Genomic DNA, 20,800 nt, shown 5'->3' with positions numbered 1-20,800 from the left:
GACCTCACTTTTCCATTTCCCGAATGAGTTTATTCGCATTAATGAACTCATTCAGTTCCTCCACAGTAGAGTGGGTAAGGGTACTGCTGGTGCCCTCCCAGAGTTTTTGGCCCTTGTAGAGAAACATAATCTGCTCCCCAATTTCCATCATCGAGTTCATGTCGTGGGTAATCACAACCGTTGTAATCTTGTATTCATCGGTGATTTCGGAGATAAGCTGGTCAATTTTAATGGATGTGAGCGGGTCGAGGCCTGAATTAGGCTCGTCGCAAAATAAATATTTGGGATTCAGGACAATAGCGCGGGCAATGCCGACCCGCTTCTTCATACCTCCGCTTATTTCTGAGGGCATGAACTTACCGGCGGCCTCCAAACCAACCCGTTGCAGACACTCCTGTGCCCGATCTATTTTCTCACTCTCAGATTGCTCGGTCAGCATATCGAGCGGAAACCGGACGTTTTCCAGCACGGTTTTTGAATCGAATAAGGCTGATCCCTGAAATAACACGCCCATTTCACGCCGTATGGCTTTCTGCTCATCGAGGCTGCTGGTCAGAAAGTTGCGTCCGTCGTAGAGAACTTCACCTGAGTCGGGCTTAACTAAGCCAATCATACACTTAAGCAACACACTTTTACCCGTGCCACTGCCGCCGATAATCAGGCTTGTATCCCCCGGCTTAAACGTTCCATCGATACTCGTCAGAATCTGCCGGTCACCGAACGCTTTTGAAATATTTTTGATGGAGATCATAGCTAATGGTTGAATAGGTGACTGGGTCAATCATTCAGTCACTCTATCATTCAAAATTACGTTAACAGCATCTGTGTCAGGACGAAATCGGCGGCTACAATGGCGATGCAGCTATTGGTAACGGCGGCTGTTGATGCAGCTCCGACTTCCAGCGCACCACCCTGCACGTTATAGCCCTGATAGGCCGAAATCGTTGAGATCAGGAAAGCAAAAACAACGGTTTTAATAAGTGCGAACGTAACACCGAACGGTTTATAATCGAAGCGCAGCCCGGAGACATAATCCTCCGAGGAAATAACACCCGCCAGCGTTCCGGCAATATAGCCGCCCAGAATGGCCAGAAAACCGGCCATAATCACTAAGAGCGGAAACATCAGTACCGACGCTATAACTTTTGGCAGTATCAGATAGGAACTTGAATTGATGCCCATAACTTCCAGCGCATCAACCTGTTCGGTGATTTTCATGGTGCCTAATTCGCTGGCAATATTAGAGCCTACTTTGCCCGCCAGTACAATGCACGATAACGTTGGCGCCAGTTCAAGAATGGAACTATCGCGCACGATGAGCGCAATGATGTACTTCGGTACAAACGGATTCGTCAGGTTATACGCCGTTTGCACACAGGTGACAGCGCCAATAAATATGTTGACTAACGCAACGATAAAAACGGAGCCGACGCCAATCGACGTACATTCATTCAGAATAAGGCCCAGATAAACGCGGAGCTTCTCCCGATTGCGGAAAAGTGTGCCCAGAAAAATAAAGTAACTGCCTAAGCGTGACATATAATGTGTAGCGAAACGAACGGACTTTGCCCTGGCAAAAGTCGATATTATCTATTGGAGAGAACCCCCGTAAAGATAGAATGGTTTCTAACGTAACTTGCGCCATTTGCTAAACCTTGTGCGCTTTTGCCTTTTCCTGAACTCAGAACAGGATATCCATCGTCTATGAATCCACTCATTGTTGTAACCGGTGGCACCAAAGGTATTGGCCGGGCCATTGCCAGGCGGTTCGTGGCCGAAGGGTTTGATGCTGTTATCTGTGCCCGTTCGGTGGAGGGTGCCGAAGCTACGGGCGAATTTGCCGCACCAGCCGACCAACCGGGCTTGTTGCCGATTGCGGCTGACCTATCGACCCGTGATGGCATTAAAACCCTCCTTACGTATATTCATTCGCTCAACCGGCCCGTTGATGTGCTGGTCAATAATACGGGCATTTTTCAGCCAGGTCAGATTCATAATGAAGCTGAAGGAACATTTGAGCAGTTAATGAACACGAACGTTGCCAGCGCTTATCATCTGACTCGTGGGTTGGTGGGCGACATGATTGCCCGGCGGCAAGGGCATATTTTTATGATGTGTTCCACGGCCAGCATCACAGCCTATACCAATGGCGGTTCGTATTGCATCTCTAAATTTGCCTTGTTGGGCATGAGCCGGGTACTGCGGGAAGAACTCAAACTGCATGGTGTAAAAGTAACGGCCATTTTGCCCGGGGCTACCCTAACCGCCAGTTGGGAGGGCACCGATTTACCCGAAGAACGGTTTATGAAACCCGAGGACGTGGCTGATAGCGCCTGGGCCGCTTATTCGCTCTCGAAAAGTGCCGTTGTTGAAGAAATTTTAATTCGACCCCAGTTGGGTGATCTGTAGCGTTCGGTGCAAACGGCAAACTCGTGACGACTAATACCTGTTCACTAACGACTCTTTTGTATCTTGCGCCCCGCTTCATCTTCCTAAACACATATAACTTTTCACTAATAAACTGATTAGCAATTCGCATGGCTTCCGTTGAGTATCTGGGTATTGACGTCGGCGGCACGAACGTCAAAATGGGTATTGTCGATGCCAATACCGGTAAAATTTCAAATTTCTACAGCCACGACACCATTAGCTGGCGCGAATCGGGACACTTCGTCGAGCGCTTTGGCGATGCGGTAGCCCTTCAGTTGTTAAGCAATAAAGACATAAAACAGGTCGGAATCGGTCTGCCGGGTATGTTGAATCGGGAGCGGACAATTCCGCTCGAAATCACGGCGATTCCCGAAATTAACGGCATTCCGATGGTGGATTTGCTGAGTAAGCGATTTCAGGGCATTCAATTTTTTCTGGCCAACGATGCTAATGCAGCGGCTCTGGGCGAATATTACTTCGCTGAAGAAAAAATTACCGAAAATTACATTTTCATTACCCTGGGAACGGGCGTTGGCGGAGCCGCCATTATCAACAAGAAAATCTTCACCGGGGGTGATGGCAACGCCATGGAGCCGGGTCATATTCCGTCGCGGAATGGCCGGGTGCTGGAGCGGAATATTGGCAAAAAAGAATTGTTGGATTTAGCCAATGAACGGCGAAGCGAATACACAGGCGAAACGCATTTGCCCGACGATGGCAGTATTTCAACAACCGGTCTGGTGGCAGCCGCAGGTGAGGGTGACAAATTGGCCCTGCAAATCTGGACCGAAGTCGGTGAAATGCTGGGTGAAGGCCTGGCGGCACTTATCAAAATACTGGATATCAAACAAGTACTCATTGGCGGAGGGCTATCGGCTTCGTTTGATTACATTTTACCCGCTGTCAGCAAAACGCTCGATTACTGGCTTAACCCGTACTATAAAAACGGCTTGAGTATTAAAAAGGCAACCCTCGGCAACGATGCGGGCCTGCTGGGAGCAGCTTCTCTTTGTTTTGAGTAAAAGCGTCGAGGAGGAAGGGAAGAAAGGAGAAAAGGAATCCTTTTGTGAAATCCTTTTCTCCTCGACTGCTTTTTCATACTACGTTCACCTCCGGTGTAATGGTAATCCCAAATTTTTCGAGCACGGAGTTTTGTACCTGTTTGGCCAGGGCAAGAATTTCGTCGCCTGTAGCATTGCCATAATTGACCAGCACCAACGCCTGTTTGGTATGAACACCAGCATCGCCGGAACGGTAGCCTTTCCAACCCGCTTGTTCGATAAGCCAACCCGCCGGAACCTTCACCCTGTCGTTACTAAGTGGATAACCGGGTAGGTCCGGGTACTGTGACATCAACGAATTAAACTGAGTTACTGGAATTTCGGGATTTTTGAAAAAACTACCTGCATTACCAATTTGTGCTGGGTCGGGGAGTTTACTGCGCCGAATCCGGATAACCGCTTCACTAATAGCTTTAATCGATAAGTTATCGTCCGACACACCCATGGCGGCCAGCGTTTCCTGAATAGCTCCGTAGCGGGTATGAAACGTTGGCTGTCTGTTTAACTGGAACGTAACGTTTGTGATAATATACTGGCCCTTAAGCTCTCGTTTGAACACACTTTCCCGGTAGCCAAATTCACAGTCCGCGTGAGTAAATAGCCTCTTTTCGCCAGTCAGGATATGAACGGCTGTGAGTGATTCAAAAATCTGCTCCAACTCCACGCCATACGCGCCAATATTCTGCATGGGGGCCGCCCCAACCGTACCCGGAATAAGTGACAGGTTTTCCATACCTGCATAGCCCCGTCCTACGCAAAACAGAACCAGTTCGTGCCAGTTAACCCCTGCGCCAACTGTCAGGTAGATGTGATCGTCCGCTTCCCGAACAACCTCAAGGCCGTGAATACTTACTTTAACGGCCAATCCATCAAAGTTCTGGCATAACAAGACGTTACTGCCTCCGCCCAGAATTAGTTTTGGGGTGTCAATAAAGTCGGAAAGCTTAAGTAACGTCTGAAGGTCTTCTTCAGTAGTGATGTTCACCCAATATCGGGCATAAGCATCAATCCCGAAGGTATTATACGGCTTAAGCGACACATGACTCTCTATATTCAGCATGTAATATGCATAGTGGCTGCTCAAAATTAACCAAATTCCCGGACGGGTGAGTATTCGGGTAAATGAGCCGGATGATTGAATTCACAAAATGGCTATTTTTGTGGCTACTTAAATGGGGATTATGGGTTTCAGCGTAGGTGGAATATCGGTAGCAGGCGGACTATTGTTCCTGTTGATGGGGTGTGCCAGTAGCCGTTCGGTTACGTCAGGAGGGTCCACTACCGATTATAACAGCTACAACGAGGATTTATCATCGGTGCGCCCAGTTTATAACAGCACCATGGTTACAAACCGACCAACGGCCCCCGTAACGAATCCGGCCACTACCACCCGTAAAACAGAACCCCGAAAATCAACTGCACCCGTTGAGGCTCTGCATATTAACCGACGACTTGATTTAGTACTCGATACCATCGCCAATCAAAACCGATCCATTCGATACGCGCCTGGGTATCGGGTTCAGGTCTACGTAGGTACACAACGGCAGGAGGCCGATGCGGCCAAACTGCTCATTTCTCAGAATTTCCCGGAGTTGAATCCTTACTTAAGTTATAATCAACCTACCTATAAACTTAAAGTTGGGGATTTTATGCGTCGTATAGATGCCGAACGCTACTACACATCGATTCGCCGTTTAATTGGTTCAGCACAGTTACAGCCCGACAAAGTAGATATTCGTCGAAGCGTTTTAATAAAATAAGTTATAGAATTTAGGCTCTATGGCTTACATTTGATGGATTTTGTACTATTTTAGGTACTGGGCGTATAAATTTAGGATACTATGAAAAAAGCATTAATTACTGGGATTACCGGGCAAGATGGGGCTTATCTCGCTGAACTACTGTTAGAAAAAGGCTACGAAGTGCACGGTATTAAACGCCGTAGTTCCTTATTCAATACGCAGCGGATTGACCATATGTATGAAGACCCGCACGAAAAAAATGTGCATTTTAAACTTCACTACGGCGATTTGTCGGACTCGACCAATATAATCCGCATTATTCAGGAGGTTCAACCCGATGAAATTTACAACCTCGGCGCCATGTCGCATGTGCGGGTAAGTTTCGACGAGCCAGAATACACCGCTCAGGTTGACGGTATCGGCACACTTCGCATTCTGGAAGCGGTGCGTTTGCTGGGACTGACCGAAAAAACACGTATTTATCAGGCGTCAACATCTGAGTTGTACGGGGGCGTACAGGGCCACGCTCAGTCAGAAACGACACCTTTCTATCCCCGTTCGCCGTATGCCGTTGCTAAATTATATGGCTACTGGATAACGGTTAATTACCGTGAGGCCTACAACATGTATGCCTGTAATGGTATTCTATTCAATCATGAATCGCCACTGCGGGGCGAAACCTTCGTTACCCGCAAAATCACGCGGGCTGTAGCCCGAATCGGCTTAGGGTTGCAGGACAAAGTGTATCTGGGTAATCTGGATTCACTGCGCGACTGGGGCCACGCCAAAGATTATGTGGAAGCCATGTATCTGATTCTTCAACAGGAGAAGCCCGAAGACTTTGTCATTGCCACCGGTGTTACAACGAGTGTACGGGATTTTGTACGAATGTCGTTTGCTGAGATTGGCGTTGAACTGGCCTTCTCCGGAGAAGGCGTTTCTGAAGTGGGAACGGTACTTAGCTCATCGAACCCAGAATTCCCTGTTGAAGTTGGTAAAGCAGTCGTGTGCGTTGACCCACGTTATTTCCGCCCAACAGAAGTTGATTTGCTGCTTGGCGACCCAACCAAAGCCATGACCCAACTGAACTGGCAACCCAAATATGACTTGCCTGCGCTTGTAAACGATATGATGACCGCCGATATTGACCTTTTCCGGCGGGATCAACTCCTTTCCAAAAGTGGCCATCAGGTACTGAATTACTTCGAATAGACTTTCGAGTTTGCCTATCCTACATAAAAAGACCCGCCAAGTGTTGGCGGGTCTTTTTATGTAGGATACTGGAAAAAAGTTGTTTACACGGGAACTGCGTAGTAATACATCCGTGAACTATTCGGATACATGCCGACCAGCATGAGGCCTTCTCCTTCCTTCACTGATGACATAATCGCCTGAAGGTCTTTCGTTGTTTTAACCGGCTTCGTGTTCGCTTTCACGATAATAAAGCCTTCTTCAATGTCAGTTTCGGCCATCTTACCGTCAATAATCTTTTTTACCCGAACACCACCGCTGATCCCTAACTGCTTGGCATCCTGCGCCGAAAGTTCTTCAAATTGAGCACCAAGTGAATTCAGGGATAGATTGGCTGCAGTTACGTCTGCTTTTTTGATGATGTCCCGGCCACCGTTCCGATTACGTAACTCAACTTTGAAGTCGCGTTCCGTACCGTCGCGGTTCACGGTTACTGTCACCGCGTCACCCGGGCGACGGCGGCCAATGATTTCGCGCATCTGAGCATCGGAATCGAGTGGCTGACCTTCCATCTTCACAATAACATCACCTTTCTTCAGACCGGCAAGTTCGGCTGCACCTTTCTCAACAACGTTCTCCACGTAGATACCACGGCCTACTTTCGTGCCTTTTTCTTTGGCTATAGTGCTGTTTAGTTCGATGGGAAGAATACCGATATAACCACGCTGTACATTGCCATACTTAAGCAGGTCAGCCGATACTTTCTTCACGAGCGAGACAGGAACGGCAAATCCATATCCACTATAGTAACCCGTTGCCGAAGCAATAGCTGAGTTTATTCCTACCAATTCACCCCGCAGGTTGACCAATGCACCGCCTGAATTACCTGGGTTAATAGCGGCATCCGTCTGGATAAAAGCCTCTACCGGCGAATCGGGTTTTGCGTCTGTTTTACTGATGTTCTGGTCAAGAATACCAATCCGGCGACCTTTGGCACTTACGATACCGGCCGTAACGGTCGATTCAAGGTCGAGCGGGTACCCAACCGCCAGCACCCATTCGCCTAATTTCAGCGCGTCGGAGTCGCCCAGCGTAATAGCAGGCAGGTTGTTGGCGTCAACTTTAATAACGGCCAAATCCGTTAGCGGGTCGGTGCCAATAACTTTCGCTTTAAAGCTGCGCTTATCAGTCATAATTACCTCCACTTCGTCGGCATCCTGAACAACGTGGTTGTTCGTAACGATGTAGCCGTCTTTGCTAATAATCACCCCCGAACCCGATGCCTGACCTTGTTGCCGACGGGGTTGCCGCTGACCACCAAACTCATCGCCAAAAAACTCCCGAAAAATATCGGGCATTTGCTGCTGGCGAACCGTTCGGGTCATCGTTGTGCGAATGTGAACAACCATTGGCGTTACGGCCTCTGCCGCTGTCGAGAAATCGCCCGGTACAGAAGCTGGACCACCTGGCATGGATGCCAGCCGCCCCATAATCGTCGGTGCTGACGAGGCCTCATTAAAAATCACATCCCGCTTGTTGAATCCCAACAGGTTGTAAGCGGCAAGCGTTACTACACTCGACAGGAGTGCCATCAACGCCAATAATTTCCAGTTGCTTTTCATGGTTAAATGGGAAAATCTGATTGCTTCTTTTTGTGTTAGCGACGCTTATTCGTCTATTGATATAACGGAACCCACTTCCGAAAAATCCGCCTTGTGTGCGTCCTTAACAAAATTTAACAAGGCTTTGTTAGAAAGCAATTTCGCCGTTGTACTTGCCTACAACGTCAGTCACTCACTAACCTGTTAACTATATTTTCAATTTTTATACCAACTTGATAAATTGCTAAAATAAAGACGATTTGACATAAAAATACCTTAGAAAAATTGAGTTCTGCCAAAATGACGTAATGGGGCGTATGAATAGCCCAGAGATGCCAGGTCTCTGACGGGCAGTACAATAATAAAGATGAATAAGTTGAAATCAGCGGTGAACAATCTATTTGATTGCCAGTAGTTCAAACGCTTTTTCGGCGGCTGCCTGTTCGGCCTTTTTCTTACTATACCCACTACCCGTTGCAAACGGCTCATCGTCAACCACAACCTGAGCGATAAACTCGCGGAAGTGACTATTCCCTTTTTCGGAGATGATCTCAAAGCGAATCTCCTTGCCCTCCCGTTGTGACCACTCAATTAGACGGCTCTTATAATTACCGTTGTTTTGCACAACAGACTCAATATCATAGTGAGACAGGAGGTCTTTGAGGATAAACTGCCGTGAGAACCGAAATCCTTTGTCCAAATATACAGCACCCACCAACGCTTCAAGTGCGTCGCCATACATCGATGTGCGGGCGGGCAGGCTACGCGTCCGGCTTCCGTCATACTCAATGAGCTGGTCGAGGCCAATTTTGCGGGCAATTCCGTTCAACGTCTCCCGATTGACGATTCGGGAGCGAATTTCGGTTAAAAATCCTTCGTCTTTGTAAGGGTATTTTTTGAAAAGAAATTCGGCAATGACCATGCCCAGCACGGCATCGCCCAGGTATTCGAGCCGCTCATTTGATTCCCGGAAGCCTTCGATAGGGGTTGCTTTCGAGGCCGATGTATGCCGCAACGCCAGTTGGTACAGGCCCAGATTAGATGGACGACCACCAATAATATGGGCAATAGACCGGCGCAGGTTTTTGCGCGGATCGGGGTTGCCGGGCCGAAACCAGTCGAGAGGGTTAAATAAACTACGGGGCAGAGCGAGTTGCACGACTCAGCTAAGTTTACGGAAAATGACGATAGCATTGTGACCCCCAAACCCAAATGCATTACTCATCACGGTTGTGATGGAGCGATCCTGAGCCATATTAAACGTTAGATTGAACCGCGAGTCAATCTCGTCGTCGTCGGTAAAGTGATTAATTGTTGGCGGAACAATCTGGTTTTCAAGGGCTTTGATGCAGGCAATTGCTTCAACGGCTCCAGCCGCTCCCAGCAAGTGCCCGGTCATCGACTTTGTCGAACTGATATTCAGCCTGAATGAATGCTCACCGAACAACTGATAAATAGCTTTTAGTTCCTGTGGATCACCGATGGGAGTCGATGTGCCATGGGTATTGATGTAGTCAATCTCTTCGGGAGCAATGCCCGCATCATTGAGTGCATCCTGCATCCCCAAAAACGCCCCTAAACCGTCAGGATGAGGAGCTGTAATGTGATAGGCGTCCGACGACATACCACCCCCAATCAACTCCGCATAGATTTTGGCACCCCGCCCCTGAGCGTGTTCATACTCTTCCAGAATGATCGACCCTGCCCCTTCACCCAATACAAAGCCGTCGCGATCTTTGTCGTAGGGTCGCGATGCAGTTTGGGGCGAGTCGTTGCGCTCCGACAAGGCACGGTTGGCATTAAATCCGCCAATACCTGCCCGCGTAACGGCAGCTTCAGAACCGCCTACTACACACATATTGAGCCGCCCTAAGCGAATGTAGTTAAAGGCGTCGATGATGGCATTGTTTGTGGAGGCACATGCTGAAACCGTTACGTAGTTTGTTCCCCGAAAACCATAGCGCATTGAAATCTGGCCCGACGCGCTGTCGGCAATCATACGAACAATAAAGAACGGATTGATACGGGGCGTACCGTCGCCCCTGGCGTAGTCGATTACCTCATCCTCAAACGATTTGAGACCACCAATGCCGGATCCCCAAATCACGCCAACTTTATTTTTGTCGATGCTATCGAGGTTCAGGTTAGCATCCCGAACGGCTTCATCAGTTGCGATGAGGGCATAATGCGTAAACGCATCCATCTTTCGAGCCTCCTGCCGGGGAATGAACTGGGTAACATCCAGCCCTTTTAGTTCGCAGGCAAAGTGCGTGCGAAATTTGCTGGCATCAAACTTCGTAATGGGACCGGCCCCGCTAACGCCCGCGGCCAAGTTGCTCCAATAGGTGGGTACATCATTGCCAATGGGTGTCAATGCACCGAGGCCGGTCACTACTACTCGTTTGAATGTCATACAGCAATACTGCGTAATGAAGAAGGAAGACGATGCCTGAATCAACTTGTTGGCAAAGATTTCCGGAAACTTATTGGGTGTGCCGAAATGGACTTATCAAACGAATTTATTTTCCGATGTGTTTTTCCAGGTATTCGATGGCTAAACCAACCGTAGAGATTTTCTCAGCCTCATCGTCAGGGATGGGTAAATTAAATTCTTTCTCGAATTCCATAATCAGTTCAACTGTATCGAGCGAATCGGCACCGAGATCGTTGGTGAAGCTTGCTTCTGGCGTTACTTCTGATTCTTCTACGCCTAATTTCTCTACAATGATATTCTTTACTTTTTGTGCAATGTCCGACATTTTCGTAGTCCGTTGGAGTTAAAAAACTGTGCAAAGAAACGTATTTGCCTTTGCATTATCAAACAATTTTTTAGGATGTACACCGTTGGCAATTACGGCTTTTGTGGAAAAATTGCTGTGAAAATTAGGTAGTTATCCGAACCTCATTCAGTAAAGCAACTGAATAGATGACGAAAGTGTACGCGTCAGAGTAGGTTCTGTTCACCGAATGACAACTGATTTACAGACATAAGTAGGAATAATACCGGTGCTTTGTATTTGCACTTCGGCATCTTGGGGTTGTGTGTTGCCGGTAAGAACGAGGGCGGTATCTAAGCCAAATTTATTGCCACCCAGAATATCCGTCCGCAACGTGTCGCCTACCATCAGAATATCTCGTTTGCTAATATGCGCTGCATTTTCGAGCCGCTCGTAGGCAAACATAAAAAGCTGGGCGTCAGGCTTCCCAAACCGGATGAACTGCTTGCCAACGATGGTTTCAATCATTTTTGCAACCGCTCCTATAGCAATGGAGATGCGGGTTTTCGAGACGGGATAAGTGGCATCAGTATTGGCTACGATGACCGGAATATTGCGTTTGCGAAGCAAATTGACCGTTTTCGTTAGGTCCGTATTCCAGTCGAAACCTTCATCATCGAGTAAGACTAAGGCGTTTATATCGGCTACATTCTTAAGGTCAACCTGACTGATAGGAAGTGTCTTCAGTCCGGTGGTTTCAAGGTAATGAGCTGATTTTTCGGTTCCTAAATAGGCCACGGTACCACAGCGGACTTTCAGATCAAGATACTCACGGGCCAGCATTCCCGATGAGATAATACGGTCGGCCTGGATGGCGTAAAGACCCTGTTTATGGTAGGATTCTGCTAACTCGTGCGGTCCGCGTGAGGCATCGTTGGTTAATATATAAAAATCTTTACCCGTTTCCCGAAGCCAGTCGAAGGTATGCTCAATACCGGGTAAGATGCCTTCCGAATTTTTCAGGACACCAAACGCATCGAAGAAAATAACTTTATATTGAGAAGCTACAGTTTTGAAATCGGCAAGTTGCATAGACGAATAAAATGGCAGTATGGCTCTCGCTCATCTACAGATTATTCGTAAAAGTACAATTCAAGCCGAATTTTCAATCAGATTCTGCCTTTAATGTCTTTATATCAGCAATCAGTTTGTCAATATCTAAGGGTACTGTTCCATTATAAACGCCACGAATTCGGCGGTTTTGGTCAATCAGAATCAGGTGTTCGGTATGCAGAAATTCGGTTGAGTCTTTAGTGAAACCAATGGCTTCTTCGGCAAAGTACGACCGTCGGGCAAGGTTGTAAATCTGGCCCCGTTCGCCGGTCAGGAGGTGCCATTTGTTGGGCATGATTCCTTTTGTAGTAGCATACTGACGCAGTCGTGGCACCGAATCGAGCCAGGGCGTTACACTAAATGACAGCAAAGCTACCTTCGGTTCATGTTGGAATGTATCCTGCACAGCTTTGAGCAGGTTGGTCATTTTAGGGCAAATGCTGGGACAGGCCGTGAAGAAAAAATTGGCGACGTAAATTTTGTTCGCCACGGTTTCCTGTGTAACAACCTGATTGGTTTGGTCGCGAAATGAAAAATCAGCAATACGATGCGTGATTTTCTGGTTCACATCGGCCGGATTGGTAAGCCAGACGGGAGTGAAGTCGGGCGTATTGTAGTATGGAACGGCTTCGGAGGTAACCTGGTTCGTCTGCTGACAGGCAAAGATACCTGTTAGCAGACTGATTAATAAACTAATGCGAAACCGTAATTGAATCCCAGACATTGACGCAGTTTTTAACACCGGTAAATCCATAATTTCGACCATTGCGGGCTACATAATTTACTTTCAGGCTCCCATTGGCAAACCACTGCCGTTGCGCCCCGTTCTCCTGCCCTTCATGATAATTACCGTCCCGAGCTGGCTGGCCATTCGGATACCATTCTTTCAGATTACCTTCATACACATCGTGCTGGAAGTGGTAGACGAAGGCCGGTTTGCCCGATTCGTACCAGCCCCGTTGCTCGCCCTCCTGCCACCCCTTGCTATACTGCCGAATTTCTTTTGGCCGACGATTTGCGTACCATTGCCGGTGCCACCCTTCGGTTTTCCCCGCGTTAAATGCCCCGACAAAGGCCGTGTCGCCGGTGGGCCAGAGCTGGTACTGCCAGCCGCTAAAGAGCGTATCATGCCGCCACAAGTGCCCATCCCGCTTCTGCCAGCCTGATTGGTCAACGCCCGCAAAAACTTTGGGGATAAACGTTGTTGCGGGCGTTGTTTGCTGACAGCCGAATAGAAGCAGGAATAGGCCAATAAACTGGATAAATTTACTGGGTAACTGTACCCGCTTTTCCATAAAATCCGCTGCCGCTGATATAAGGGTCTTCGGCTGTAATGTGGTAATGATAGATACCATTGGGGTAATCGGCGGTGGCGTGACTATGGCCATGATACTTGTCCAGATCAGCATTTGTTACAGTTTTACCATTTTCGGTGGGGCCATAGACTGGAAAACCGTCTAACAGAAAACCCAATAGCGCATCCTTTCCTTTAGCTTTTGTTAGATACGTTGGTTCAACATGATAGTGGTATTGACCTTGTTGCTGTGGATGACCACCGTATTGGTCAAAGCCATTTACTTCATTAGTCAATGGCGCATTCATGGCTGCGTATTGATTGAAAAACGGGACGCCGTTGATAGAAACACCAGTTGAGCCGCCAGGAGTTGCCGAGTGTGCGGCATCAACCTGGGGATTCATCGGAATTTTGAATGTCAAATTTACCTCGCTAATCGTATTCGGATTAACACCGAATTTGGTATTCGTACCATTATAGGCTTCGTAGAGCGTACTTTCCCAGGCTGTTCCTTTATAATACGGGCTTTTGTGATCCGGGCGTCCTTTGGTTTTGATAACGATGTTTGTGCCTTCTACATAAATCTCGGTAGCTCCATAAATTTTTTTATAAACATTAGGAACCGTTGAGCCGACGGAAGTACTCGTACTGCTACCGATTGTAGTTGTCGTACTGGTTGTGCCAGTCGAAGTGGTGGGTGAAACGGTATCATCATTTTTCTGACAGGCAATTAACGTCAGCAGTCCACAGAATAAAGTTAATCCACTTAGGACGGTCAATACATTCGTGCGCTTCATACAATAGGTGGTTGTTTACTTTCTTTGACGACACCGTCCAATCAATTCCTACGGGCGGGGTGGAAAATTTTCGGGTGGCCCGCCCGGATGGCCATCGGGTGGGCCGTCGGCACCGGGCCGGGGTGGGCGTTGCTGCTGACCGAATAAACGGGCTAAATCGCCTGCCAATTTCGTGAAATCGGCTTGCTGGTCGGGTCGGCACAAGGCTCTGATTTCCTGAAAATGCCTGAAATTCAGTTGTGCCTGTTCCTGCTGGTTTTGAGCGATTTCCTGACTAAACGCTATCGCCTGTGTCGAATCGGGGTGAGCCGATGCCAGAAGACCATAATAGCTGCTGACTAATTGCCTCATCTGTTTCTGTAGCTGTTCGGTTTGAGCGTGATGCGCTTTCCGAATTTGCCCAAACGCCTGTTGCTGACTCTGGTCGAAGTGGAGCCGCTCGATAATTATATCCGCTGGTCCCTCATGGCCAGGCCGCTGGTCGGAGCGGTCCGCAAACGACGGCTGATTGAGCTTCATCACGACAAAGCCAATAGTCAACAGGTTAAGCAGCAACAAGCCAATAACGGCTATAGTTAGTAGTTGTGTTCGCTCCATACGTTGTCGAGTTGGTCACTAATTGGGGTAAGCTGCATTTCGGACACAACGGCGTTTAAATCGTCTGTGGAAACTGCTCTGGCTGGCACAGGCTGATTGATGACCCGCCAGTTGAGCAGCAGCAGCAATGCGAATGAGAGCACCGTTCCCCAGATGACCCGCACGGATACATAGACCGGCATTGGCTCCGTAGTCAGGCGATTCCGAATTTTTGCAAACAAAAATGGATTCGGTTCTGCTCGCTGCACACCGTCTATACTATTCAGTATATCATTGACCCATTTCTCTTGTTTCGGTTCCATATTGCTTAAGACGACAAGCGTTTAGAATTCCTACGGGTTCTGTAGGGTTTTATAATAACCGGCCAATTGTTTTTTCAGATTTTCGGTGGACCGCTGCAACAGCGATTCAATAGCGCCTACGCTTGTGTTCAGAACAGATGCCGTTTCGATATTGCTCAATCCTTCCACTTTAGCAAGCAGGTAAGCCGTTTTTTGTTTGTCGGGGAGTTTGTCGATGGCCCGGAAAAGCATAGCCGCGTTTTCCTGCTGTTCGAGGGCAATGCCGGGATGAAAAAAATCGGTAGGATGGTGCAGGGTTTCGCCCGTTTGGGCATCGAACAGATTGGTGAAAAACGCAAACCGCTTTTGCCGTTTCTGGTGCTTGAGGTAATCCAGCGATTTGTTGACGGTGATGCGATAAAGCCAGGTCGTTACGCTGGCATCGCCTTTGTAAGTACCCGCCGACCGAAATACTTCGATAAACACGTCCTGCGTAATCTCCTCGGCGTCTTCGCGGTTGCGTACATAGCCCAGGGCCAGGTTGAAAACCCGGCTTTTGGTTTGTTCATACACTTGCCGAAAAGCCGTTTCATCGCCCTGCCGAATGGCCTCAAGTAAAGCTGGCAAGTCTCCTAAGTCATTCATCAGTAAGCTAACTGCCCAATATTCTGGGTGAAACTTAGACTACCTGCTGGCCTGAAAGTCATTCCTCGCCAAAGCTATATGCCCAACGCGCTGAGGATTTTATCCGCGTCGAACGACTCAATAGATGGGAAGTAAATCTCGTAAGCCTCTCGCTGTAGTTTGGTAGCGTAGGTTCGGTGGAAAAAATACCGACCGTATTTAATGACGTAGTTGAGGATGAAAAACCGGTAGGCTTCGGGCAGAAACCGAATCTCGTTTTCGGTGAGCGGAAACACCTTGTGATACTCTTTCAGAAATAGCAAAAACCGCTCTTCCATCAGCGGACCAATAACGTAGCTGAACACCGTCCGGTCGCCCGCGTTAGAGACAACCCGGCTAAAAAAGTAAAAATCCATGACCCGATAACTGATTCGGAACCAGTCATAATCCCAGCGCGAATACAGTTCGAGTTTATCGGTTACCGAAAAGTTGCCGATGTTCCAGTCCACGAAAACAGGCATCGTTTCAACCGTTTTGGCCACGAGTTTCTGACGATTGGCTAAAAACAGTTCGCACTGGCGTTTCAATTCCTCAATGTGCATCCGATGCTCAAACTGTCCAACTTCCGTTTCTAATAAATCCATCAGGTCCCAAACGTCAGAACGCAGCGTTTTGCTGGATTTGGGAAGCACTGTACTGACCCGTGAGCAGGCTTTATGAAACCTGGCTACTTCCCGGCCCAGTAGCTGAATATGATGCTCTTCTAATCGGCGAGGCAACTTTAGCTGAATCCGAATGGGATTGTAAAACACGACCCATGCATCCACAAAATTATCTTTATGTCGATACGTATATACCTGTCCGTCACGCACCAGCGATTTCGCCAGCACATTCTCGAACGGGTAAAGCAGGTTATTTGCCAGCGCGTGAATGATGCGGTGGTCTTCCAGAAACTGCTCGTATTTACCGAAATAAGACAGCTTGGCAATGATGTGTTCGCCATCCTCAAACGTAACTTTAAAGACATGGTTGGTCGAAACCCGTGCGCTGATATCTTCGATGGTTTGAATCTGCACCGACGCATCAAACTCCGCCCAGGCGTTTTTTATAATGGTAGGATAATCTACGAGACGCATCAGATAATTTCAAAATAACGTTTCAATTCCCAGTCGCTCACCTGTCGGAGATATTGTCGCCACTCCCAGTCGCGGGTTCGGGTGAAATGGTCAACAAAGTCCGGGCCAAAGAGTTCGGCCGCAATGGGTGAGTCCGCCATCGCCCGTGTGGCTTCATCCAGATTAGTCGGTAAAATGCCGTTTCGTTTATCAGCGTAGCCGTTGCCCACCGAAGCCGGAATATCGAGTGACAACTTATGCCGAATGCCGTATAATCCTGATGCCAGCGATGCCGCAATAGCCAGATATGGGTTCGTATCCGCGCCCGACACGCGATGCTCCACGCGCGTGTACGCTTCTGTCGGGTTCAGCACACGCAAAGCCGTTGTGCGATTATCAACCGACCACGTTAGGGTAGTGGGTGCCCACGCACCCTCGACCAAGCGTTTGTAGCTGTTGATGGTTGGGGCAAACATAGGCGTAATGTGTGGTAGGCAATACAACTGCCCGGCAATGTACTGGCGCATCAACTCGCTCATCCGGTCAGGTTGTTCCGGGCTGAAAAACAGATTTTTCGTTCGTTCGGGGTTCCAGAGACTTTGATGGATATGGCCGCTGCAACCGGGCAAATCGGCGTTCCATTTGGCCATAAACGTAGCTACCACGCCGTGTCGATACGCAATTTCCTTCACCGCCGTTTTGAACAAAGCGGCTTTATCGGCTGCCCGCACGACCTCATCGTGCATGATGGCGGCTTCGTAGACACCTGGTCCAGTTTCGGTATGCAACCCTTCGAGCGGTACGTCGAACTGAGCCAATAAATCGAACAGGTCATGGTAGAACGCGCTTTCGAGTGAAGGACGCAGAATCGAATAGCCGAACATACCCGGCGTTAGGGCTTCCAATTGCCGAAAGTCTTTCTCCTGTAACGTTTGGGGTGTTTCGCGGAAGTTAAACCACTCGAATTCCTGGGCAAATTCGGCATGAAAACCCATTTCCTGACTCTGAACCGCAATGCGCTTGAGCAGCGAGCGCGGACAGGCGGCCAAGGCATTATCATTCGTTGTGGTGCTGAAATCGGCCAGAAAAAACGGGATATTATCTTCCCAGGGTAGTTGTCGAAACGTCGACACGTCGATTCGGACGGGTGCATCCGGGTAGCCCGAATGCCAGCCGGTTGTTCGCCCATTGTCGTAAGGTGTATCGGATGAATCCCATCCCCAAACGACATCACAAAAGCCGAAGCCGTCGGTCAGACCATCCAGAAATTTCTGCCGGTGGATGATTTTACCGCGCAGCACCCCATCAATATCGGTAAATGCGTACTTTATTTTCGGGCTATCGCTTTGGCTAATGAAGTCAATAATATCCTGCTTGTTCATGCCTCTGTGGGTGGATTGAGCCGGGAACAACTATTTCTCATCGTTGTCAGCCCAAAGAATTAATTTCTGATAAGCGACAATGATGTACTGAAGCAGTGGATGTTTGGCTTGTAAAATAAGCGAGGTATAAACGGGCACGTTCTTATCTTCAAACTCCATGTCTATCTTCATAAGCGTTGTTCCCCGACCCTCGAAATAACTGTACCACGAATTGAACTTTCTAAAACGAATGGCTTGCCGTCCTTCCGATGAATCACAGATATAAACAACAACAGCCCCTTCGCGCTTAAAGAAATCCCGGAAAATAGCCGCAATGGTTGGTGGCAGCAGAGGGTCAGATGGAGGATTTACATCGAGAATATTTTCTTCAATACGAATGATGAATTCATATACGTCGCTGTTAAATTCTGGATTATCGGGGAATAAATAGCCTGATGGCCTAAACATCACCTCATAGGTAATGCCTACTCCATTAGCAAAGTAGTAAGAGTTAGTAGGGCCACCGCCAAATGTAAAGTCATGCTTTAGTGACTGTGGTTCCTCGTTCTGCATTACGTTTTTTCAATTCGGCAATGGCCGCTTTCTGACTTTCGGTTAGTTCGCGGGGTTTACTCTCTTCCTGCTTTCGTTGTTCCAGTATCCACCGGAACAAGGCCGCTCCTCCCTTCGGACGGTCGTTGGTGTCGTTTACTAATTCCATGGTGGTCATACGGCTAATCAAAGGTACTTATTTCACTGTAAAACAATGATTAACTCTGTTGGCGTTCGGTCAAATCCCACACTCTGCCTATTTCCTCCCAAAAGCAGTTCGAGCCTATTTCACATTGTCCAGATTAAAATGCAGTCCGGTGTTTTCGTGCCGGGCCATCGCCATCTTGATGACCAGATACGCCACCTCAATCATGTTACGCAGTTCGCAAATGGGTACCGATACTTTCGATTGGCGATAGAGTTCTTCGTGTTCTAAGTAAATCAATTCGAGTCGGTCCATTGCCCGTTTCAGACGTCGGTTCGAGCGAACAATGCCCACGTAGTTCGACATAATGGACTCTAACTCTTTCTTCATTTCGGTCACTAAAACCAACTCTTCGGGGTGGGTTGTTCCGGCATCATTCCAGTCGGGAATCGTATCGGGCTGTTCGGCCTGGTTGAGTAATTCCACTGTCTTCTCATAGGCCCGATGGCCAAATACGACGGCTTCAAGTAATGAGTTGGAAGCCAGTCGATTGGCTCCGTGCAGACCCGTACAGGAACATTCGCCAACGGCATATAGAAATTGGATGTTGGTTTGCCCCCACTCGTTCACCCGGACGCCCCCGCAGAGGTAGTGCTGCGCCGGAACAACTGGAATATAATCTTTTCGCAAATCCAGTCCCAAATGGTCGCGGCAGTAAGCTGTTATGTTGGGGAAGTGTTCGATAAACTTCTCATAATCGCAGTGGGTAACGTCTAAATACACATGTGGAGTACCAGCCTTTTTCATTTCGGAGTCGATGGCGCGGGCCACAATATCACGCGGAGCCAGTGACAGGCGCGGGTCGTAATTCTCCATGAATGTTTCCCCTTTGCGGGTACGCAGTATGCCGCCAAATCCCCGCACGGCCTCCGAAATCAGGAAATTGGGTTTCTTGCCGGGTTCATACAACGCCGTTGGGTGAAACTGAATAAACTCCATGTCCTTTCCGATGCCTTTGGCGCGGTAGGCCATGGCTATTCCGTCGCCGGTGGCAATACTCGGGTTGGTGGTATTTTGGTAAATATTACCGATGCCGCCCGTTGCCAGCAGGGTTGTTTTGGCCAGAAACGTTTCGACCTCCCCGGTTTGCGTGTTTAGTACATACGCCCCAAAGCACTTATTGTCAGTGTCGTAGCGATGAACCGTCTCGCCAAGCTGGTGGCGCGTGATGAGTTCGACAGCGTAGAAGTGCGTGAAAATCTGGATGGATTTCAGTGAATGCGCTTTGTCGAGCAAGGCCCGTTCAATTTCGGCACCGGTGATGTCTTTGAAGTGCAGAATGCGGAAGTCAGAATGGCCACCCTCTTTAGCCAGGTCGTAGTCAGCGCTATCATGCTCTTTATCGAAGCGAGTGCCGTAGTCAATCAGTTCCTGAATACGGCCGGGTGCTTCGCGCACGACAATTTCCACAATATGCCGGTCGCTCAGGAAGTCGCCTGCCACCATCGTATCGTCAATATGTTTCTCAAACGAATCATCTTCCGACCATACGGCGGCAATGCCTCCCTGGGCATATTTGGTATTGGTTTCGTCGGCCTGTACTTTCGTGATTACACCGATATGCACCTCCTGCTGCAGCTTTTCAAAGTGCATCGCCAGCTTGGTGGCATAACTCAGGCCCGCAATGCCGGAGCCAATAACTAAAAAATCGAATTGATGGGGCATTAGCTTGTTCGCCTGTTTTAAAGGCCATTATTTCGTAATCGCTTCTCAATCTTTTTGTCTGTTAATGCCGCTAATTCGCTTTTGTCGTAAATAGCGATGATGAAAATCTGTTCATTAACAACTTTTATACAGGTTATAACTCTGGCTCCTCCATTCTTGCCTTTTTGTTTAGAGCTTATAGCCACCCGCACTTTATAACAGTCTTTACCGAGTGGTTCACCCTGTTGAGGGTTCTCTTTTAGCGAAGTAGACAAATTTGCCAGGTCTGTTTTAAGGGAGCGGTACTTCCTCTTCAAAAATTTGGCATCTTTTGCGTATCGGGTGTGATGGTGATGTTAGAGGCTGTCTAAAAATTAAAAACGTCGAATCATAATACGAATCATTGCCAGTTGGATCATCGCTTCGGAGACCTTTACCGAACGTTCATAATCCACCCTTAACCGACGCTGATGAG

The 20,800-nt window shown here is 48.3% G+C and carries 24 protein-coding genes; 4 read left to right on the top strand and 20 right to left on the bottom strand.

Annotation, left to right across the window (positions count from 1 at the left end; all coding sequences use genetic code 11):
• Window positions 1-4 precede the first annotated feature (4 nt).
• Window positions 5-751: an ABC transporter ATP-binding protein gene (locus ACYVI1_RS27375; RefSeq protein WP_460914393.1), complete on the bottom strand. Its 747-nt coding sequence runs from the start codon at window positions 749-751 to the stop codon at window positions 5-7.
• 56 nt (window positions 752-807) lie between these two features.
• The gene (locus tag ACYVI1_RS27370; RefSeq protein WP_460914391.1) at window positions 808-1,539 is read right to left on the bottom strand and encodes an MlaE family ABC transporter permease; all 732 of its coding nucleotides are present in this window, start codon (window positions 1,537-1,539) and stop codon (window positions 808-810) included.
• Window positions 1,540-1,704: 165 nt separating this feature from the next.
• On the opposite strand from ACYVI1_RS27370, the gene ACYVI1_RS27365 reads away from it, so the two are divergent.
• Window positions 1,705-2,409 carry an SDR family NAD(P)-dependent oxidoreductase gene (locus tag ACYVI1_RS27365; RefSeq protein ID WP_460914388.1) on the top strand — a complete coding sequence of 235 codons (705 nt, stop codon included), beginning with the start codon at window positions 1,705-1,707 and terminating at the stop codon, window positions 2,407-2,409.
• Between the two features lie 128 nt (window positions 2,410-2,537).
• Window positions 2,538-3,452 (top strand): ROK family protein, encoded by a 915-nt coding sequence (locus tag ACYVI1_RS27360; RefSeq protein ID WP_460914386.1) that lies wholly within the window; start codon window positions 2,538-2,540, stop codon window positions 3,450-3,452.
• Between the two features lie 73 nt (window positions 3,453-3,525).
• On the opposite strand, the gene murB is transcribed toward ACYVI1_RS27360, so the two are convergent.
• Window positions 3,526-4,551: a UDP-N-acetylmuramate dehydrogenase gene (gene murB / locus ACYVI1_RS27355; RefSeq protein ID WP_460914383.1), complete on the bottom strand. Its 1,026-nt coding sequence runs from the start codon at window positions 4,549-4,551 to the stop codon at window positions 3,526-3,528.
• A gap of 121 nt (window positions 4,552-4,672) precedes the next feature.
• Between murB and ACYVI1_RS27350 the strand changes: the two genes are divergently transcribed.
• The gene (locus tag ACYVI1_RS27350; RefSeq protein WP_460914380.1) at window positions 4,673-5,251 is read left to right on the top strand and encodes an SPOR domain-containing protein; all 579 of its coding nucleotides are present in this window, start codon (window positions 4,673-4,675) and stop codon (window positions 5,249-5,251) included.
• A gap of 81 nt (window positions 5,252-5,332) precedes the next feature.
• Window positions 5,333-6,445, top strand: a complete 1,113-nt coding sequence (gmd, locus tag ACYVI1_RS27345) for a GDP-mannose 4,6-dehydratase (RefSeq protein WP_460914377.1) — start codon at window positions 5,333-5,335, stop codon at window positions 6,443-6,445.
• A gap of 83 nt (window positions 6,446-6,528) precedes the next feature.
• On the opposite strand, the gene ACYVI1_RS27340 is transcribed toward gmd, so the two are convergent.
• The 17 genes from ACYVI1_RS27340 to ACYVI1_RS27260 all read right to left on the bottom strand — a co-directional run bounded on the left by ACYVI1_RS27340 (window position 6,529) and on the right by ACYVI1_RS27260 (window position 20,600).
• Window positions 6,529-8,046: a Do family serine endopeptidase gene (locus ACYVI1_RS27340; protein ID WP_460914375.1), complete on the bottom strand. Its 1,518-nt coding sequence runs from the start codon at window positions 8,044-8,046 to the stop codon at window positions 6,529-6,531.
• A gap of 376 nt (window positions 8,047-8,422) precedes the next feature.
• Window positions 8,423-9,184 (bottom strand): ribonuclease III, encoded by a 762-nt coding sequence (gene rnc, locus ACYVI1_RS27335; protein ID WP_460914373.1) that lies wholly within the window; start codon window positions 9,182-9,184, stop codon window positions 8,423-8,425.
• A 3-nt stretch (window positions 9,185-9,187) separates the two neighbouring features.
• Window positions 9,188-10,438 (bottom strand): beta-ketoacyl-ACP synthase II, encoded by a 1,251-nt coding sequence (fabF, locus tag ACYVI1_RS27330; RefSeq protein ID WP_460914371.1) that lies wholly within the window; start codon window positions 10,436-10,438, stop codon window positions 9,188-9,190.
• 106 nt (window positions 10,439-10,544) lie between these two features.
• On the bottom strand, window positions 10,545-10,784 hold the full coding sequence (locus ACYVI1_RS27325) for an acyl carrier protein (protein ID WP_018617787.1): 240 nt from the start codon (window positions 10,782-10,784) through the stop codon (window positions 10,545-10,547).
• Window positions 10,785-10,985: 201 nt separating this feature from the next.
• Window positions 10,986-11,834 (bottom strand): TIGR01459 family HAD-type hydrolase, encoded by an 849-nt coding sequence (locus tag ACYVI1_RS27320; RefSeq protein ID WP_460914369.1) that lies wholly within the window; start codon window positions 11,832-11,834, stop codon window positions 10,986-10,988.
• A gap of 73 nt (window positions 11,835-11,907) precedes the next feature.
• Window positions 11,908-12,579: an SCO family protein gene (locus ACYVI1_RS27315; protein ID WP_460914366.1), complete on the bottom strand. Its 672-nt coding sequence runs from the start codon at window positions 12,577-12,579 to the stop codon at window positions 11,908-11,910.
• Window positions 12,548-13,150: a toxin-antitoxin system YwqK family antitoxin gene (locus ACYVI1_RS27310; protein ID WP_460914364.1), complete on the bottom strand. Its 603-nt coding sequence runs from the start codon at window positions 13,148-13,150 to the stop codon at window positions 12,548-12,550. Before ACYVI1_RS27310 ends, ACYVI1_RS27315 begins: the two co-directional genes overlap by 32 nt.
• Window positions 13,122-13,946: a YHYH protein gene (locus tag ACYVI1_RS27305; RefSeq protein ID WP_460914362.1), complete on the bottom strand. Its 825-nt coding sequence runs from the start codon at window positions 13,944-13,946 to the stop codon at window positions 13,122-13,124. Before ACYVI1_RS27305 ends, ACYVI1_RS27310 begins: the two co-directional genes overlap by 29 nt.
• Before the next feature lie 48 nt (window positions 13,947-13,994).
• Window positions 13,995-14,543, bottom strand: coding sequence for a Spy/CpxP family protein refolding chaperone (locus ACYVI1_RS27300; RefSeq protein WP_460914359.1), 549 nt, complete (start codon window positions 14,541-14,543; stop codon window positions 13,995-13,997).
• Window positions 14,522-14,845: a hypothetical protein gene (locus tag ACYVI1_RS27295; protein WP_460914356.1), complete on the bottom strand. Its 324-nt coding sequence runs from the start codon at window positions 14,843-14,845 to the stop codon at window positions 14,522-14,524. The genes ACYVI1_RS27300 and ACYVI1_RS27295 overlap by 22 nt, the downstream gene beginning before the upstream one ends.
• A gap of 30 nt (window positions 14,846-14,875) precedes the next feature.
• Complete coding sequence (locus ACYVI1_RS27290; protein ID WP_460914355.1) at window positions 14,876-15,469, bottom strand: RNA polymerase sigma factor; 594 nt, start codon at window positions 15,467-15,469, stop codon at window positions 14,876-14,878.
• Window positions 15,470-15,543: 74 nt separating this feature from the next.
• Window positions 15,544-16,584 carry an aminoglycoside phosphotransferase/kinase family protein gene (locus tag ACYVI1_RS27285; protein WP_460914353.1) on the bottom strand — a complete coding sequence of 347 codons (1,041 nt, stop codon included), beginning with the start codon at window positions 16,582-16,584 and terminating at the stop codon, window positions 15,544-15,546.
• Entirely contained in the window at window positions 16,584-17,945 is a 1,362-nt protein-coding gene (locus ACYVI1_RS27280; protein ID WP_460914351.1) for a glutamine synthetase family protein, read from the bottom strand. The genes ACYVI1_RS27285 and ACYVI1_RS27280 overlap by 1 nt, the downstream gene beginning before the upstream one ends.
• Before the next feature lie 30 nt (window positions 17,946-17,975).
• On the bottom strand, window positions 17,976-18,497 hold the full coding sequence (locus tag ACYVI1_RS27275; RefSeq protein WP_460914348.1) for a DUF6169 family protein: 522 nt from the start codon (window positions 18,495-18,497) through the stop codon (window positions 17,976-17,978).
• On the bottom strand, window positions 18,463-18,645 hold the full coding sequence (locus ACYVI1_RS27270; RefSeq protein ID WP_460914345.1) for a hypothetical protein: 183 nt from the start codon (window positions 18,643-18,645) through the stop codon (window positions 18,463-18,465). The genes ACYVI1_RS27275 and ACYVI1_RS27270 overlap by 35 nt, the downstream gene beginning before the upstream one ends.
• Window positions 18,646-18,759: 114 nt before the next feature.
• Window positions 18,760-20,346: an L-aspartate oxidase gene (gene nadB / locus ACYVI1_RS27265; RefSeq protein ID WP_460914342.1), complete on the bottom strand. Its 1,587-nt coding sequence runs from the start codon at window positions 20,344-20,346 to the stop codon at window positions 18,760-18,762.
• A gap of 17 nt (window positions 20,347-20,363) precedes the next feature.
• Window positions 20,364-20,600 carry a hypothetical protein gene (locus ACYVI1_RS27260; protein WP_460914340.1) on the bottom strand — a complete coding sequence of 79 codons (237 nt, stop codon included), beginning with the start codon at window positions 20,598-20,600 and terminating at the stop codon, window positions 20,364-20,366.
• Between the last annotated feature and the right edge of the window lie 200 nt (window positions 20,601-20,800).

The organism is Spirosoma areae, from assembly GCF_054781775.1.
This window is presented reverse-complemented; position numbering and strand designations above follow the sequence as displayed.